Raw genomic sequence first — 17,945 nt, 5'->3', positions numbered from 1 at the left:
TAAATTTGAAATGAATCGAGTGAGCGACTTGCTTGCTCGATTTTCTTTTCCAAAGCCATTTTTTGATAAGCAAAAGATGGGTAAAAAGAAGTAAAGCTCCTATTAGAAAGGGTTGGCTGATTTAGCTAGGGGAGTTTTCTTTAAGTAAAGGGGTGAAATCGTTTTAAAAAAAGTGCAAAGCCAATAAAATTTCAAGCAAAATATGTTAAGATAGTGATTGGGAAATTAGTACGGTTGTGAATGAAGAGGAGCTAGATAGGATGAGTGAATGGTCAACTGGCCTAGTAGCAATTCGTTGAGTCAAGCTTTTCTAATAGCCTTTTTTCTTTTAAGTGGTAGAGAAAAAATGTTATTTCATTGACGGACTATCTTTCTCATTTTGAAAAAAGTTTGGTGTTTTTCTATTTTGGATTTGACAGCAAATAAGTGAAAAGGAGTCAAGAATTATGTACTATGTAAACAATGAACGCAAGGGTAAGAAAATAGTGGATGCAGCAACTAACTTGGCTATTGAGTACTTTTTGTTAAATGAAAAGCATCTTGACGAACCGATCTTGCTTTTCTATACCAATGAAAATGCGATCATCATAGGGAAAAATCAAAATACTTATGAAGAAGTTCAACAAGATTATATTGATGAACACCATATTGAAGTCGTTCGACGTTTTTCCGGTGGTGGGGCAGTTTATCATGATATGGGGAATGTGTGCTTCTGCTTTATCACAGATGATGATGGGGAAAGTTTCCGGAACTTTGCTAAATTTACACAACCAGTAATAGATGCTTTGCATAAGATGGGAGCTACTGGGGCTAAATTGGAAGGCAGAAATGATTTGTTGATCGATGGCAAGAAATTTTCTGGGAATGCCATGTATTCCAATAAGGGGCGTTTAACTGCTCATGGCACAATTATGTATGATTTGGATACTGAAGTAGCCACCCATGCCCTTCGTCCAAAACAAGACAAGATTAAATCTAAGGGGATTAAGTCTATTCGCTCACGGATGACCAACATCAAACCTTATGTGAATGAAGAATACCAAAACATGGATATTTTTGAATTCCGGAATGTGTTATTGAAGAATATTTTTGGTGTTGATTCTATCGAAGAAGTGAAACAATATGTGTTGACAGATGAAGATTGGGAACGTATTGAGGCTTTTAAGGCTAAATATACGGGTAACCCTGATTGGAACTATGGGGCTAATCCTAAGTTTGATATTCACAATTCTAAACGAACGACAGCAGGACAAGTTGACTTTAGCTTAAATGTGGTTAACAATAAGATAGACACTGTTAAAATCAATGGAGATTTCTTCGGCTTGGGAGAAATTTCTGATGTTGAGGACAAATTGCTAGGCACACCATATCGCCGTCAAGATTTGATGGAAGTCTTTGAGTCTGTAGATTTGAAACACTATTTTGGGAATGTGACAGCAGAAGATTTGACGAACTTGATTTTAGCAGAAGATTAAGTATGACAATAAAGGACTGACAGCATGGAAAATAAAGAAGCCAAAGAGATTATTTTAACAGGAGACCGTCCAACTGGGCCATTGCATTTAGGCCACTATGTAGGGTCTTTAAAAAATCGTGTTCTTTTGCAAGATAAGCCAGGGCATACCTCTTATATTATGATTGCCGACCAACAAGCTTTGACTGACAATGCCGATAACCCGAAAAAAGTGGTAGAAAATGTGATTGAAGTTGCCTTAGATTACATGGCTTGTGGACTTGATCCTAAAAAGTCAACAATTTTCATTCAATCCCAAATTCCAGCTTTACCCGAACTGACGGTATATTATTTGAATTTGGTAACGGTTAATCGCTTGAAACGCAATCCGACCGTTAAAGCAGAGATTCAACAAAAGGCATTCGGTCAATCTATTCCAACTGGCTTCTTTGTTTATCCTATCAGTCAAGCTGCCGACATTACAGCTTTTAAGGCAAGCTTGGTTCCAGTGGGTGATGATCAGCGACCAATGTTGGAACAAACTCGAGAAATCGTTCATAGCTTTAACCAAATTTATGGGAAAGGCAAGGATATCTTAACGATGCCGGATATTTTATTGGCTAAAGAAGGTCAAGGACGTATACCAGGTATCGATGGTAATGCTAAGATGAGTAAGTCTTTAGGCAATGCGATCTATTTGAAAGATTCGATGGATGTTGTGAAGAAAAAGGTCATGTCGATGTACACAGACCCTAATCACATTCGAGTAGAAGATCCTGGTCAAATTGAAGGAAATATGGTTTTCACCTATTTGGACATTTTTGCTGAAGGGGATCCTCTTGTTGCTGAAATGAAGGAGCATTACCAACGTGGTGGCCTAGGGGATGTGAAAGTCAAACGTTATTTGATTGATATTTTGGATAGTGTGTTGACGCCTATTCGTGAAAAACGACTTGCTTTAGCAAAAGACCCAGCTGCTGTATTGGAAATGCTAAAAGTTGGTAGTGAACGGGCTCGAAAAACAGCTGATGCGACTTTGCAGGAAGTTCGGCAAGCTATTGGGGTTAATTATTTTGGCTAATGATTAAGAAAGGGTTCTCCTAAGAGATGCGAGTCATTTCTAGGAGAACTTTTTTATAGCAGAATAAAATAATACAGATCTATTCATTTTCAAAACAGAATAAATAATAAAGAAAAATAAGGAAAAAGGGCATAAATTAGCTTTAAATATGGGGATGGTTTTGTTATAATGATTACAGGTTAGCAAAATATTGATAAAAAGGAGTGAACCAGATGGTAACAGTCTACATCTCTCCAAGTTGCACCTCATGTCGAAAGGCGAAACAATGGTTTGAAGATCATAACATTCCCTATGAAGAACGGAATATTTTTTCAGATCCTTTAACAGCTGAGGAAGTCAAAAGCATTTTGCGAATGACTGAAGATGGAACTAGCGATATTATTTCCACTCGGTCTAAGGTTTATATGGAACTTCATGACGATTTAGATAATTATCCTTTGAATCAAGTAGTTGATTTAATCGTTAAGGAACCAAGTATTTTAAGACGACCAATTATGGTCGATAAGAAACGGATTCAAGTCGGTTATAATGAAGATGAAATTCGTCGCTTTTTACCACGTTCCTTGCGTATACAAGAATTGCGGGATGCTACTCAATTTGTGGCTATGTAAAATAAAACTAGCTCTTATGGGGCTAGTTTTTTATTGTTATAAAGATAAATGTGAGCGTTTTTATTGAGATCAATGGACTTTTATTGAACTTGTTTAATTTGTCTTTTTTAAAATTTTGCGTTATACTGAAGCTTGATCAGTAACAGTCTTAGTGAAGAGAGGTGAATGTGATGGAAGTTGAACGAATTAATGATCGAACGATTCGTGTCAGTATTCACAAAGACGATCTAGAAGGACGAGGAATCGAATTTCTAGACTTGTTAGGTGATCACAAGCAGGTGGAGCAATTCTTCCATAGCATCCTTGAAGAACTCGATGAAGTTGAGGATTTTACATCTTCGGATGCCGTCACTTTTCAGGTCATGCCTAGTAGCGATGGTTTAGATTTATTGATTACACATCGTGATTTTGATGAGATGGGTCAAGAAGAAGAGATGGAACATTTCTTAGAGATGTTACAAAACCAATCGAAGCAACTGGGATTCTTTTCTAAAGAAGGTTTATCAGGTTTAGAAAAGAGTCAGTTGGGCAAGTTGGAAGAAAAGCTAGATGATGAGAAAAAATCTTCTGATGATGAGATGAAGCGGAAAGTTCAAAGGGATCTCCAGCCAGAAAGCTTTACTTGTATGACGACAGATATTGAGCCCTTGCTCGCCATGGCAAGAGATAGGCTGGTTCCAGAGGCAGATACTTCCTTATATGCGCTTCCAGAGATGTCAGGATATGCCTTGCTTGTTACGTTGAATCCTGAATACTTTAGTCCAGGTTCTGCTCAATTAGTATCTTTACTCTTCTCAGAGTATAGCCAAGCATCATCGCTTTCAAAAGAATGGCTTGATGAATATGGCAAACTATTGATTGAACGGGATGCTTTAGCTTCTTTAAGGCGAACCTTCGATAAAAAAAGAAAATAGTTAGTCAAAAAAGCTCAGAGTAATCTGGGCTTTTTTTGGGCGCTTTGGCAAATGCTGTTGGTGAATTTTAAAAAATTATCAGATCAATTCTCTTTAAGTTAGCGTATATTGATGTGATGGGTTAATGTCTACACATTTATGAGAGAGTGACAGTAATAAATATTTCGTCACAGTGGAGGAGAATATGCGCTTAGCAAAGAATAGTCAAGGAGAGTGGGTTTCGGCTGATTGGGTTCAGGAGAAAGACACTTTTTTTTGCCCTAATTGTCAGGGTTTGCTTGAATGGCGAAAAGGAGAAAAGGTCAAAGCTTATTTTGCCCACGTTAGGAATAGAAAGGGAAAAGGCGAATCGCTTGAACACCGGCAGGCTAAGACCTGGTTGAGGGGGCAGTTTAAGCTTTTGGGCTTTCCAGTTGAAGAAGAGGTTTCGCTAGCTTTTGATCAGAGAGCAGACGTTTTAGTCGACCTCTTAGGTAGGAAACTTGCTGTGGAGTTTCAGAAAAGTCGCCTAAGTCCATCTACTTTTAAAGGGAGAGTTGAAGGCTATAGAAAATCCCACTTACTACAATGGTGGATTCAAAATGATCGGGCTCATTTGCCTTATGTGAATAGAGAAGAATTATTGCAATATGCTCGTTATCATCCAAGATTAGGTTGTTATCAATGGCTTTTAGACCAAGAATCACAACAATTAATTTTGCAGTATGATCTGCATATCAATTGGCGTAAATCACGTCAGGTGATTGGTCGAAGGCTTTTCTTTTCGGAAGTTTTAGAGGCCTTAACTTGTTTAAAAGATACAAGGGAGGGAAAGGGACAGTTTATTGGCCATTGGGAAACTAAAAATTCTGTAGATTATTTAAAAGATAAAGAGCAGAAGTTAATGAAGGCTAAACAGGTAAAAAGTTGTTATCAACGTTATTTTCGAAAGAGTAAAAAAATTTTGGATCAATCTTTTGCGAAAAGTCTGTATTATCACAGACAAGCGATTGAGGATCTGCCACTTATTTGCTTTTGGCCACCCATTCACCATCTCTTTTCAACTTTTCCCTTGGTTTATGCGAGGTATCTATTGCTAAAAGGGAAAGAAATAGATCATTTTTTAGATCTACTGCCTTGTTTTAGTTTGCCTTTCATTCCTGATAGCAAAGCTTATATTCGTCAAGACTTAAATAAGTGGGCAAAGACCTTTCTGTAAGGCTTTTAAATAAGCGATAAATTTGCTAGGATGGGAATAGGATATTTTATGATAGAAAGGGGAATGGGTAGATGAGTGACGGACAAGTGAAACAACGCTCTCGTGAGGAAATGGATCCTGCCTATACTTGGGATTTAACACCTATTTTTTCTAGTGATGAAGAAATGAAGCTTGCCTTGAAAGAGGTTGAAGCAGATGTAGACAAAATAAAGGTTTATGAAGGTAGACTCAATGAGTCAGGCCAAGTTCTTTTGGAAGCTATTGAAACATTGCATAATGTGGAAAGACGATTCTTTAAAATATACAATTATACGAATTTGAAGAAAGACCAAGATACAGCTAATAGCCTTTCTCAATCTCACTATCAAGAAGCTGTGGCAGTTTGGACTTCTATCCAAGCAGTTAGTAGTTATTTTACGCCTGAATTATTAGCCATTAGTGATGAAGATTTAGCCAAACGTATAGAAGAGGAAGATGGCTTAGCTCTTTATCGGCAATTTTTTGATGCTTTACGCCAAAATAAGGCTCATGTATTACCGAAAGAACAAGAAGTATTACTGGCCAAAGCTTCTGAAATTTTCTCAGGGGCCAAAGAAGCTTATAGCAATCTAACAAACGCTGATATGGATTTTGGAAGCATTGAAGATGAAGAAGGACATTCTGTTCCATTAACAGAAGGTAGCTTTATTTCCTACATTCAATCGACCGATCTTCGGGTAAGAACTCAGGCTTATGAACAACTTTACAGTCACATCAGAGGAGTTAAGAATACTCTCTTGACGACTCTCAAGACACAAATTAAAACGCACAATTTTGAAGCCGATGTTAGAGGGTATAAGTCTGCTCGTCACAAGGCTTTGAGCGAAAATCATGTGCCTGAAAGTGTTTATGACACATTGGTGAAAGAAGTAAATGACCACTTACATATTTTGCATCGCTACGTTTCTTTACGGAAGAAGATGCTTGGCTTAGACAATTTAAAAATGTCGGATATGTATGTACCTTTAGTGGCAGAAAGTAAAGAGAAGGTGCCTTTTGAAGAGGCTAAAGCACAAGTCTTAGAAGCTGTTAAACCTTTAGGGGAAGACTATTTGGCTATTATAAACCGTGCTTTTGAGGAAAGATGGATTGACGTATACGAAAATAAGGGCAAACGTTCTGGGGGATATTCTTCAGGGATGTATGATACCAATCCTTACATTTTGTTGAACTGGCATGATGACGTGTCCAATTTATTTACCTTGATCCATGAATTAGGTCACTCAGCTCACTCTTATTATACTTGGCATAATCAACCATATGTTTATGGGGATTACCCTATTTTCTTAGCTGAAATTGCTTCTACAACAAACGAATGCTTATTGACAGAGTATCAGTTAGCTACTGAAACTGATCCAGTGAAACGCTTAGGCATCTTAAACTATGCGATTGAACGTTTCAAGAGTACAATTTTCCGTCAAACCCAATTTGCTGAATTTGAGCAATGGGTGCATAAGGCGGACCAAAATAAAGAAGCGCTAACGGTAGATAAATTAGTCGAAGCTTATAGCGAACTAAATCGCCGTTATTATGGGGAAGAAGTGGATTACGATGATAATATCGGTTATGAATGGGCACGCATTCCTCACTTCTACTATGATTTTTATGTTTACCAATATGCAACAGGTATGGCCGCTGCAAGTTCTTTAGCGGATAAGATTCTAAATGAAGAGGGCGGAGTAGAACGTTATAAGAATTACCTAAAAGCGGGTACGAGTGACTATCCAATTAATGTGATGAAGGCTGCTGGGATTGATATGACCAAACCAGATTACTTGCGTCAAGCTTTCAAGGTGTTGGAAGGATATATGGATCAATTAGAAGATCTTTTAGAAGAAATAAAAGCTTAATTACTAATGCTCAAACGAGAAGAGAAGGCGGATAAGATAGCCTTTAAACAGTTTTAGACCTTATAATCTCTAATCTTTGAGTGTTATTTAGATAATAAAAAAGACATATAAGACCGGTCGGAACAATCGATCTTGTATGTCTTTTTTTGCTCGTTAACGAGGGGATTGTTGTGTTATTACGGACACTGAGGAAAATGCAGGATCTTCCCCTTGTTTTTCTTTTCAAAGAGAGCTTGAGGCTTAGATGTTTTAGCGGGGATATTTCCATTAAAAGTCAAATTGTTTTTTTCGATACTTTCTTTTTGGCTTGTGGAGTTTTGGGATGTGCGATAAGAACGACAGATTTCTTGTAGGGATTTCTCTGTAATGCACTTATCGATCAACATGCCATATTCATCTGTGTAGTTATGGCAAATGACTAAACTAGGTACTTGGGTAATACCCCATTGAGCGCCAAGAATTTGATCTTCTTCATAGGCTTCCTTAACAGTTAGGGAGCGACAATCTTCTAGAAAATGTTGGGGGTCGAAGCCAACTTGTTTAGCTGACTGAAGGAGAAGGCCTTCCGATAATTTCTCTTGATGAATGAGGAGAGCTTTTTGAACTTCCATTAAATAAGCTCTTGCTCGTCTTTGCCCATAAAAAAGGGCAGCTTTGTAGGCTACAGAGACTTGGTAAAGATCTAGGCAGAGGTCATTTCGCAAAGAAGCGCAACAAGGGTTCATCCCTTGCTGGCGCATAAAGGTCACTAGAGAAAGGAGATTATGGTGAGGGATCATGCGGAAATGAATATTTGCCGATGAGCCCTTAATGAATTTTAAAATTTCTTTTTCGGCTTGAAAAGAAGCGGGATCTAAAGGATTGATAAAGAGGAAAAAATCAAAAATATCATTCCTTGAAATAGCGTCTTCTTGACACATGAAATCTTCGTCAGCCACACTCTCCCTCCTTTCACCAGGGTAATTGTTGCGATTAGTTTTTTGCTTTATAATGTATAGCACGTGCTAGTTTGTTAGGAGCAGCTTGATAGTCAGTATCTAGGTCTTTTAGTAAATGTTGGAAGTAGGCTTTTCCTTTGATGAGGTCGTTTACTTCACATTCTAATTCTAAATCACGAGCGCCATTTGAATAGTGGACTTCATCTAAGACGATGAGGGCTTCTGGACATTCTTTTTCATAGCGACAGGTTGTAAAAGATACTTTTTCTTGTAATTCAGCTAAGTCGATCCCTTGTTGGTGTAAATATTGGCGTAATTCACTAGGAAGACGTAATTGCTTTTTATCGATGATGGCCTTGGCTTCTTGTGCATCTAAAGGGAGGGTCGTTTCTCTTTTTTCATTGGGACCTAAGCTTTCTTTTAGCGTTAATTCGGCTATTTCTTGATTGACCATACGAATCCTCAGTGCCTTATCTGCTTGTGAAAGAATCCCTTGCCAATCATAGTAAACATTTTGTAAATAGATTGGGGAAAGACCAGTCATCCAAAGTTTTAACCCTTCTTGATAGGCTTTTTCACTGAGTAAGCATTTAAATTCTTTTTCGACGGATTGTTCAGTCATGTTTTTTCTCCTAACCATCTGTTGTTCAATTCTAGTATAGCAAAAGTTGATCATCGATGCTTGGCATTTGATTGATAAAGAGAGAGTGAAAGAGGTCGACTTCGTTTTACTTTTATAAAATAGCCTAGTGAGCTTAGCTATAGATAAGCTTTAATATTGAAAGAAGTCGTGTCGTTTTACAACTTTAAAGTATTCTTACTTGTGGTAAAATGAATAAGCGAGGGAGGAATCATGCAAATGGAGCCATTTACAGCGGATCAGATTCAAAATTGGGAAGAGTTTCTCGCTCCCTATGAACAAGCCGTAGCAGAGCTAAAGGTTAAACTGAAGGGGATTCGTAACGAATATCGCAGAAACGAGCGACATGCCCCGATAGAATTTATTACAGCTAGAGTAAAAACTGTTAATAGTATTGTTGAAAAAGTAAACAGTAAGCACATTTCTCTCTATGAACTAGAAGATATCGGAGGATTAAGGATTATGTGCCAATTTGTCGATGATATCTATGAAACAGTAGCTTTGTTGCGTCAAAGGAAAGATTTTGTTATTTTAGCTGAAGAGGATTATATTGCTCGTGAAAAAGCGTCTGGCTATCGGTCTTATCATGTGACGATTAAGTACCCCGTTGAAAGAATGGAGGGGCTAACCGAAGTGGTGATTGAGATTCAGATTCGGACCTTGGCGATGAATTTCTGGGCGACTATCGAACACTCCTTGAATTATAAGTACAAGGGTCACTATTCCAAAGAATTGCAAGACCGCCTAAAACGTGCAGGAGAGGCGGCTTTTCTTCTGGACAATGAGATGTCTGCTATAAGGGAAGAAATTCAAAAAGCCCAACAATATTTCCAACGCTACCGAGAAAAGTAAGAAGGAGTCTCTTTCATGAAAATTACGGTAATGACACATCAAACGAATGATAAAGTGAAGGCGATTTGTCAAAAACTCAATGAACTTTGCCAAGAAGACGGTTTTATCTGGGATGATCAGATGCCGGATGTGGTTATTACGATTGGCGGAGATGGGAGTATGTTATCAGCTTTTCATCGCTATAGAGATCAATTGGATCGTATTCGTTTTTTAGGAGTTCATACTGGGCATCTTGGCTTTTATACAGACTATACGGTTGACCAAGTGGATGAACTTATTTCAGATTTGAGGCAAGATCATGGGGAGGAAGTTACCTATCCCTTGTTAGAAGTTAGTTTACATTATGAAGATAAGCAATTATCGCCTCATCACTTTTTGGCTTTAAATGAAGCGACCATTAAACGGATTACTGGCACCTTTATTTGTGATGTGTATATAAACCGCTACTTATTTGAGAGTTTTCGTGGGGATGGCTTATGCGTCTCTACTCCGAGTGGGTCGACAGGTGTTAATAAGTCCATTGGTGGAGCTGTTTTACATCCGAGTCATTCAGCTATCCAGTTAACGGAGTATGCTTCTTTAAATAATCGGGTCTTTCGAACCTTATCTTCTCCACTGGTATTAGGGATAGAAGATCAAATTACCTTTAAGCCCAAAAATTGTGACCGTTTGTTGGTGACTTATGACCATTTAGCAATGAAGGCCAATCAGATTGAAGAAATGACCTGTCGAGTAGCAAAAGAAAGAATTCGTTTTGTATCTTACCGCCATATGCCTTTTTGGAAAAGGGTATCTCAGGCCTTTATAGGTGATTTTTCAAAAGATTTAGATAGTGAATAATAGTTGAGGGGATGAAGAGGTTGAGATGGAATTTATTTGGATAAGCGATCACGAAGAACCATTAAGCATGAAGGCTTTTTTAAAGAGGCAAGGGGTAAGTCGCAAATTTTTAACCCATGCTAAATTTCATGGACAAATAACCCTTAATGGGGAATGGGTCACTGTTCGTGCCAGCGTCAAAAAAGGCGATCGAGTAGGATTGATAGTTGAAGATGAAGAAGGGCATGAAACGGTTCGCCCTTCTTATGAAGACATCCCGATTGTTTACGAAGATCGGGATCTTTTGGTGGTGAATAAGCCTGCTGGTATTTCCTCTCTCCCAAGTAAAGCTCATCCGGATCGGTCTTTGGCTAATCGCATTCGCGGCTATTATATGAAGAATAATTATTCGGATCAGGTCATTCATGTGGTCACACGTTTGGATAAGTGTACCTCTGGAGTTGTTTTGGTGGCTAAGCATCGTTTTGCGCATGCTTTATTGGATCAGGCTTTAGGGCACAGTGCTATCCATAAACGCTACTTTGCTATTGCCTATGACCCTCATCATATCTTAAAGGCCCATGATCAGATTAATCGTCCAATTGGTCGTAAACCTGGTTCGATCATCGAACGACAAGTGATGCCAGAAGGGAAGATTTCTTTAACAGAGTATTGGTTGAAGAAACGTCTGGGGGACTATGCTCTCTTGAGTCTTCAGTTACATACAGGGCGGACTCACCAAATTCGTGTACATTTACAATCTTTAGGTTGCCCTTTATTGGGAGATGACCTATATGGAGGCCCCTTGGCCTATGGGTTAGAAAGGCAGGCTTTACACTGTCAGCAACTTAGCCTGACTCATCCCTTTACAGGAGATCCACTGATTGTTGAAACGCCTTTAGCGGAGGATTTATCAGAGGCTTTAGTCCGCTTAAAAGCAGATCAAGACAAAGGGTAAGCAAGTAGTTTTGAAATATGTTTAGCTCGATAGAGACAGGCGGAGCAGGAGAAAAGCTCTGCCCTAGCAGAATATATTTGAGTGAATAATCGCCTGTTTTGGGCAGAAAGTGGAAGGTGAATCATGACGGATAGCCAAGAATTAGATGAATTACGTCTAGAAACATTGAAAGAGGCCCTCCACAGGGAGACGATGGCGGAAGTTCGTGCCATTTTCTTAGAAGCTCATCAATATGACCAAGCACAGATGTATCAATTACTAACACCAGAAGAACGAATGATACTCTATCGCTTTTTATCGCCAAAAGAATTAGCGGAGATGTTTGAGATTATCGAGGAAGATGAAAAAGACGTCAAAAGCTATTTGAATGAAATGGATGATCGATATGTCTCATTAATGTTGACGGAAATGTTTGCGGATAATGCGGTTGACTTGCTGAAAGAAATGGATGTGAAGGAAGTCCGCAAGTATTTACGCTTAATGAGTGCAGAGGATAGGGCAACCATTCAACGACTTTACTACTATGGAGAAGATACAGCAGGGTCTTTGATGACACCAGAGTTGATTGCTATTCAAAGCCATCAAACGGTAAAGTCAGCTTTAACATTGATTAAAGAATTGGCTCATGATGCGGAAACGATCTATTACATTTATGTCGTAGATGAGGGGCAACATTTAGAAGGGGTTCTTTCTTTACGGGATGCCATTATGAGTAATGATGACACCATGGTTTATGATATTATGGTGGATCATGTGGTAACTGTAGATGTCAATGACGACCAAATGACAGCAGCAAGAAAAGTTCAAGATTATGACTTTATTGCTTTGCCCGTGGTGGATGAAGAAAATCGTATCGTTGGGATTATTACAGTCGATGACGTGATGGATGTTCTGCAAGAAGAAGCCAGTAGCGAATACTCTGGTTTGGCAGCCGTTGACGTAGAGAGTGGTGCTGAAACAACCAATCCTTTTGAAGCGGCGGTGAAACGGCTACCATGGCTCATTACCTTGCTCTTTTTAGGAATGGGAACTTCTAGTTTGATTAGCCGTTATGAGAATTTGATCGCTAAAGCCAGTATCCTTTCAGTCTTTGTCACCTTGATTACTGGGACAGCGGGGAATGCGGGAACCCAATCTTTAGCGGTTGCTGTCCGTCGTCTATCTGGGGATGATATGGATAATGACCATTTTATTTCTATTATGCTTAGAGAATTGTTAACAGGTTTGTTGACGGGTTTGGCTACTGGTTTGACCATTACTCTGGTGGTTGGAATTTGGCAAAATAATTTTATGCTAGGAGCTATTATCGGTGCCGCAATGCTTGCAGCAATTACTGTAGCCACTTTGGCAGGAAGTTTTATTCCCCAATTAATGGAAAAGATTGGTGTAGACCCAGCTGTGGCATCAGGTCCATTTATTTCTACTTTGTCGGATTTAACTTCTGTCTTGATTTATTTTTCTATTGCTAGTTATTTTATTGCTTCCTTCTTGGACAAGTAAACAATTGACCTCTTAATCTGTTGAATAGGTCTTTTCTTGAAGAGAGAAGAAAGTTTGGCCTTGTCGCTAGTGAGAAGTATAGAGAAAATTTTTAATGTCCCCTCTTTAGGCGTATAAGTTCTAAAGAGGGGTTAGCTATTTGGATAAAGTAATAAGTCTACAAGGTTTTCTTTAATCGTGAGCGCATGTTGAAGACCATGCTTCTTGTTGAAAAGCTTTTACATTTTGAATCGTGACCATTGTAAAAAAGCTTTTACATTTTTGAATCGTGATATTGTTGAAAAGCCTTTACATTTTGAATCATGACATTGGATAGAATTCATCTTATAATGGAGATGGCAGAAAAATTCAAGATAGATGGAAGGGGCAAACCATGAAATTAGAAGTTTGTTGTGGGAGTTACCAAGATTGTCTCAAAGCGCAGGCAGGAGGAGCAGATCGCATCGAATTAAATGGAGCTTTAGAACTCGGTGGTTTGACCCCATCCTTGTCTACTTTCCGTATGGCAAGAGCGGAATTGACGATTCCAATTATTGCTATGGTTCGACCGAGAGGAGGAGGCTTTTGCTACAACAAGCGTGAATTGCTAGAAATGCTCCATCAGGCGGAAGATCTCTTGGCAGAAGGAGCGGATGGCTTGGCTTTTGGAGCTTTAAGTAGGGAATTAGAGCTTAACAAGGAGTTCATTAAAGAATTGACCGATTTGTGTCATCAAGCTAAGGCAGAAGCAGTCTTACATAGGGCTTTTGATATTTCACGGAATCCTTTTGCTGTGGTGGAATCGTTAATCCAAATAGGGGTCGATAGAATTTTAACTAGTGGGCAACAAAGCACAGCCTTGGAAGGGGCTAGGTTGATCAAGGCTTTGCATGAGCAGTATGGTAAGCGCATTGAAATATTGCCTGCAGCAGGGATTAAGGTCTCCAATGTGATGGCTTTACTCAATCAAACACGAGTTCATCAGGTGCATTCATCTTGTTCCAAGAGCGTTGAAGATGGAGGGAACCACAATCATGGGGTGAGTTTTGCCATGAATGAGCAAAATAGCTACAAGCTTGTTAGTCAAACGGAAGTAAGGCAATTGAAAAATTTTATTAGTATATGGGCGGATAATAGAAAAGATTAGGAAAAAAGCTGGATCTTCTTTAGTAGGAGGTCCAGTTTTTTTAGGCGAAAGATGAAGACGTTTTATTTGACTTGAAAAATATAATCATTATAAAATCTAGATAGTGAAAATAATCACTTGTATTTAAGGAGGCATATGATGAAAGTTGTAGTGATCGGTTGTACACATGCTGGGACGGCGGCAGTAAAGACTATTTTAGCTGACCATCCAAGTGCTGAAGTAAAAGTTTATGAACGTAATGATAATATTTCCTTCCTATCTTGTGGGATCGCCTTGTATATTGCTGGGCAAGTGAAAGATCCTCAAGGGCTATTTTATTCTAGTCCAGAAGAATTGAAAAAGCTTGGAGCTCAGGTTCACATGCGGCATGATGTGTTAAATGTAAATGTTGCAGATAAAACAATCCTTGTCAAAGACTTGCTTTCTGGGGAAGAGTTTGTTGAAAATTATGATAAATTAATCGTGACGACAGGGTCATGGCCGATTATTCCTGATTTAGATGGTTTAGATTTGGAGAACGTGCAACTTTGCAAAAACTATCAACATGCCAAAGATATTTTTTCTCGTCAAGTGGGAAAGAAAAAGGTTGTTATCGTTGGCGCAGGCTATATTGGGATAGAACTAGTGGAAGCTTTCCGCCGTCAAGGGAGTGAAGTGACCTTAATTGATGCCCAAGAACGCATTTTAAATAAATATTTAGATAAAGAAATCACAGATATCCTAGAAGCCAAGCTGATAGAAGAAGGGGTTCAGCTTAAATTGAACGAAAAGGTTAAAGCTTTTCTTGGGGAAAAAGGAAAAGTTTCTGCTGTTCAGACTTCAAAAGCTAGCTATCCTGCTGATCTTGTTGTCTTGTGTATCGGTTTCCGCCCGAATACAGACTTGGTAAAGGGGCAAGTAGAGACATTAGCTAATGGGGCTATTATTGTGGATGATTACATGCAAACTAGTGTGAAGGATGTCTATGCTGCAGGAGATAGTTGTGCTGTTAACTACAATCCTAATAATGGGCATGCCTATATTCCTTTAGCCACAAATGCTGTCCGGATGGGCTTTTTAGTGGGAAAAAATATAGTGGGTGAAAAGATGAAATATCGTGGTACCCAAGCAACTTCTGGTTTGTACTTGTATGGCTATAATATAGGAGCGACAGGGGTGACGGAAGCTTCCGCTCGTGAGTATGGACTTGATGTAGATTCTGTTTATTTAGAAGATAATTATCGACCAGAGTTTATGCCAAGCACGGAAAAAGTCTATATGAAGCTAGTTTATGAAAAAGAAAGCAAAAGAATTGTCGGAGGTCAAATGATGTCCAAGTACGATGTGACTCAATCGGCAAACACTTTATCTCTAGCTATTCAAACTCATCAAACTGTCGAAGATTTAGCCCTAGTAGACTTTTTCTTTCAACCTGTCTATGATCGACCATTTAATTACTTGAACATCTTAGCTCAAGCAGCATTGGCCAAAGAAAATTAAGCCTGTTTTTTGAAAAGTTTTGATTAATTAATCTACGATAGAAGAGATGAAGCTTGTGGGATTTCTATCTTTAAAGCATAAGATGTAAAGGAACAAAGCTAGAAAAATAGGGGGGAAGGCTCTTTTCCTTTCCATGCCCATATTGGAGTAGAACCATCTTTAGTTTAATTAGGGATGGTTCTTTTTCTATATCCTTTAAAATCTCTTGGCGGACGAGAGACTTTTCGTTATAATACGAGGGAATGAGAAAAAAAGAGGGATGACATGAGTCAATTAGCTAAAGAAATTCAAAAACGAAAGACCTTTGCCATTATTTCCCACCCGGATGCTGGGAAAACGACTATCACGGAGCGTTTGTTACTCTACAGTGGAGCGATTCGTTCAGCTGGTACTGTTAAAGGGAAAAAGACGGGTAGATATGCCAAGTCTGACTGGATGGCAATTGAAAAGCAACGGGGAATATCTGTTACTAGTTCTGTGATGCAGGTGGACTACGATGGCTACCAAGTGAATATTGTGGATACACCAGGTCACGAGGACTTTTCTGAAGACACTTATCGGACCTTGATGGCAGTGGATGCAGCAGTCATGGTTATCGATTCTGGTAAAGGGATCGAACCACAAACAAAGAAATTATTTGAAGTCTGTGCGATGAGAGGTATTCCAATCTTTACCTTTATGAATAAGTTGGATCGTGATGGTAGAGAACCTTTGGAATTAGTTGCAGAGTTAGAAGAAATTCTAGGTATTGATGCCTATGCTATGAACTGGCCAATGGGGATGGGAAAGAACTTTTACGGCCTATATGACCTTCATAATAAACGTGTAGAGCTAACGGATGTGACTGGTCAAGAAGAAGGGACTTTGATTCCTTTGAATGAGGATGGGGAAGTTGAAGGAGACTATAGTTTTAAGGATTCTTCTATTTATACCCAAGCTTTAGAAGATGCCCAACTCCTTCAAGAAGCTGGTAATGCATTCGATGAAGAAGCGATACTTTCTGGGAAATTAACCCCAGTGTTCTTTGGGTCTGCTTTGACTGGGTTTGGCGTCCAAACTTTCTTGGATGCTTTTGTGGATTACGCTCCGTCTCCTGGTTCGCACGTGACGGAAGATGAAAAGATTGTAGAAGCAGATGATGAAAGGTTAACAGGATTTATTTTTAAAATTCAAGCTAACATGAATCCAGCTCACCGAGATAGGATAGCCTTTCTTCGAATTTGCTCTGGACGTTTCCAAGCTGGAGAAGATGTGATTTTAAAAAGGTCAGGGAAGAAGATTAAATTAAGCCATACGACTCAATTTATGGCAGATAAGAGGGAAACGACAAGAGAGGCTTTGGCAGGGGATATTATTGGCTTGTATGACACCGGTAATTTCCAAATTGGAGATACGCTATATCAAGGCAAGGAAGTGATTGGCTATCCACCAATGCCTCAATTTACCCCTGAAATCTTTATGAAGGTTCAAGCTAAAAATGTGATGAAGCAAAAATCTTTCCACAAGGGGATGGAACAATTAGTTCAAGAAGGGGCTATACAATTGTACAAGACTTTCCATACCAACGATTACATTATCGGGGCAGTTGGGCAGTTGCAATTTGAAGTTTTCCAATATCGCTTGAAGGAAGAATACAATTCAGAGGTTATTTTAACGCCAATGGGCTCTCGGGTTGCGCGTTGGATTGATCCAGAAGATTTGGATTTAAAGCTATCGTCTAGCCGAAATCTGTTGGTGAAGGATCGTTTCGACCAACCGCTCTATCTATTTGAAAATGAGTTTGCTTTGCAATGGTTCAAGGACAAACATCCAACTATTGAGTTAAAGAAATTGCTCTAGTATAAAGGCAGCTAATCATTGGATTGGCTGCCTTTTAAGTACATGCTAGAAGGATAAGTCGATGGTAAAAATTGAGGCTCTATACTTTTTGTTGTTGGTGAAAGAGACAGACTGTAGTCTGTCTATGCTATATAAAGCACAAAAATGACCGTTCTTTCGGATAAGAGTTACCTTCATCCGGGAAAATGCAGCGGGACCGCTGGGAGCCTTGGTCTCCCAGCTAGTCAGTCTCAGCTCCACTTTGTTACGCACATAAGTTTCTAATGCTCGTTCCTCGCAAAGAAACTCATCGAAACTTGCTGTAAGCCTTTCGGCACAGCAAGTAATTCGCTTGACTTCCTTTTACGCTGCTCCCGATGAAGGACTCTTTCCTCCAGTTCGGTCATACTGAGCTTTCTATTCATCAGTGCTTGTTACATTCACCAACGACTAAGTATAGATAGAAAGGCACGTCCAAATTCCTCTATACTTAAGTTACGACACTAAAAGGAAGGAATTTAGATATGCCTTGTGACACCAATAATACTCAATCTTTAGAAATAAATCAACTTTTTGGGATAGACCCAAATGAAATTCAATTTCCGTCTACAAGGTTTAAGACCATTACAAAAGACAAGTTCGGGCATCAATTAATTTTATTGGGGATAT

Annotated in this window: 15 protein-coding genes; 13 read left to right on the top strand and 2 right to left on the bottom strand. The window is 39.0% G+C overall.

Annotated elements, in window-relative coordinates; genetic code table 11:
- The first annotated feature begins 446 nt into the window (after positions 1 to 446).
- From D3H64_RS00075 to pepF, 6 genes are all read left to right on the top strand, one after another.
- Complete coding sequence (locus D3H64_RS00075; protein ID WP_121563597.1) at positions 447 to 1,475, top strand: lipoate--protein ligase; 1,029 nt, start codon at positions 447 to 449, stop codon at positions 1,473 to 1,475.
- 24 nt (positions 1,476 to 1,499) lie between these two features.
- Entirely contained in the window at positions 1,500 to 2,534 is a 1,035-nt protein-coding gene (trpS, locus tag D3H64_RS00070) for a tryptophan--tRNA ligase (RefSeq protein ID WP_121563595.1), read from the top strand.
- Positions 2,535 to 2,746: 212 nt separating this feature from the next.
- Positions 2,747 to 3,145, top strand: coding sequence for a transcriptional regulator Spx (gene spx / locus D3H64_RS00065; RefSeq protein ID WP_121563593.1), 399 nt, complete (start codon positions 2,747 to 2,749; stop codon positions 3,143 to 3,145).
- Positions 3,146 to 3,315: 170 nt separating this feature from the next.
- Positions 3,316 to 4,059: an adaptor protein MecA gene (locus D3H64_RS00060; RefSeq protein WP_121563590.1), complete on the top strand. Its 744-nt coding sequence runs from the start codon at positions 3,316 to 3,318 to the stop codon at positions 4,057 to 4,059.
- Positions 4,060 to 4,243: 184 nt separating this feature from the next.
- Entirely contained in the window at positions 4,244 to 5,257 is a 1,014-nt protein-coding gene (locus tag D3H64_RS00055) for a competence protein CoiA (protein WP_121563589.1), read from the top strand.
- Positions 5,258 to 5,328: 71 nt separating this feature from the next.
- The gene (gene pepF, locus D3H64_RS00050; protein WP_121563587.1) at positions 5,329 to 7,146 is read left to right on the top strand and encodes an oligoendopeptidase F; all 1,818 of its coding nucleotides are present in this window, start codon (positions 5,329 to 5,331) and stop codon (positions 7,144 to 7,146) included.
- Between the two features lie 176 nt (positions 7,147 to 7,322).
- On the opposite strand, the gene D3H64_RS00045 is transcribed toward pepF, so the two are convergent.
- A complete protein-coding gene (locus tag D3H64_RS00045) occupies positions 7,323 to 8,084 on the bottom strand; it encodes a DsbA family protein (RefSeq protein WP_121563585.1) in 762 nt (253 codons plus the stop codon).
- 34 nt (positions 8,085 to 8,118) lie between these two features.
- The gene (locus tag D3H64_RS00040; protein WP_158589170.1) at positions 8,119 to 8,706 is read right to left on the bottom strand and encodes a CYTH domain-containing protein; all 588 of its coding nucleotides are present in this window, start codon (positions 8,704 to 8,706) and stop codon (positions 8,119 to 8,121) included.
- Between the two features lie 237 nt (positions 8,707 to 8,943).
- On the opposite strand from D3H64_RS00040, the gene D3H64_RS00035 reads away from it, so the two are divergent.
- The 7 genes from D3H64_RS00035 to D3H64_RS00005 all read left to right on the top strand — a co-directional run bounded on the left by D3H64_RS00035 (position 8,944) and on the right by D3H64_RS00005 (position 17,297).
- Positions 8,944 to 9,576 carry a GTP pyrophosphokinase family protein gene (locus tag D3H64_RS00035; protein ID WP_121563782.1) on the top strand — a complete coding sequence of 211 codons (633 nt, stop codon included), beginning with the start codon at positions 8,944 to 8,946 and terminating at the stop codon, positions 9,574 to 9,576.
- 15 nt (positions 9,577 to 9,591) lie between these two features.
- Positions 9,592 to 10,416: an NAD kinase gene (locus D3H64_RS00030; RefSeq protein ID WP_121563581.1), complete on the top strand. Its 825-nt coding sequence runs from the start codon at positions 9,592 to 9,594 to the stop codon at positions 10,414 to 10,416.
- Positions 10,417 to 10,441: 25 nt separating this feature from the next.
- Complete coding sequence (locus tag D3H64_RS00025; protein WP_121563579.1) at positions 10,442 to 11,353, top strand: RluA family pseudouridine synthase; 912 nt, start codon at positions 10,442 to 10,444, stop codon at positions 11,351 to 11,353.
- Between the two features lie 123 nt (positions 11,354 to 11,476).
- Positions 11,477 to 12,853, top strand: coding sequence for a magnesium transporter (mgtE, locus tag D3H64_RS00020; RefSeq protein WP_121563577.1), 1,377 nt, complete (start codon positions 11,477 to 11,479; stop codon positions 12,851 to 12,853).
- A 373-nt stretch (positions 12,854 to 13,226) separates the two neighbouring features.
- The gene (locus D3H64_RS00015; protein WP_121563575.1) at positions 13,227 to 13,979 is read left to right on the top strand and encodes a copper homeostasis protein CutC; all 753 of its coding nucleotides are present in this window, start codon (positions 13,227 to 13,229) and stop codon (positions 13,977 to 13,979) included.
- A gap of 138 nt (positions 13,980 to 14,117) precedes the next feature.
- A complete protein-coding gene (locus D3H64_RS00010; RefSeq protein WP_121563573.1) occupies positions 14,118 to 15,458 on the top strand; it encodes an FAD-dependent oxidoreductase in 1,341 nt (446 codons plus the stop codon).
- A 264-nt stretch (positions 15,459 to 15,722) separates the two neighbouring features.
- The gene (locus D3H64_RS00005) at positions 15,723 to 17,297 is read left to right on the top strand and encodes a peptide chain release factor 3 (RefSeq protein ID WP_121563571.1); all 1,575 of its coding nucleotides are present in this window, start codon (positions 15,723 to 15,725) and stop codon (positions 17,295 to 17,297) included.
- The last annotated feature ends 648 nt before the right edge of the window (positions 17,298 to 17,945 follow it).

Origin of the sequence: Atopobacter sp. AH10 (genome assembly GCF_003664595.1) — a bacterium.
Lineage (GTDB): Bacteria > Bacillota > Bacilli > Lactobacillales > Aerococcaceae > Atopobacter.
Note: the sequence above shows the minus strand (reverse complement) of the source record. Positions and strands in the feature narration are given on the sequence as shown.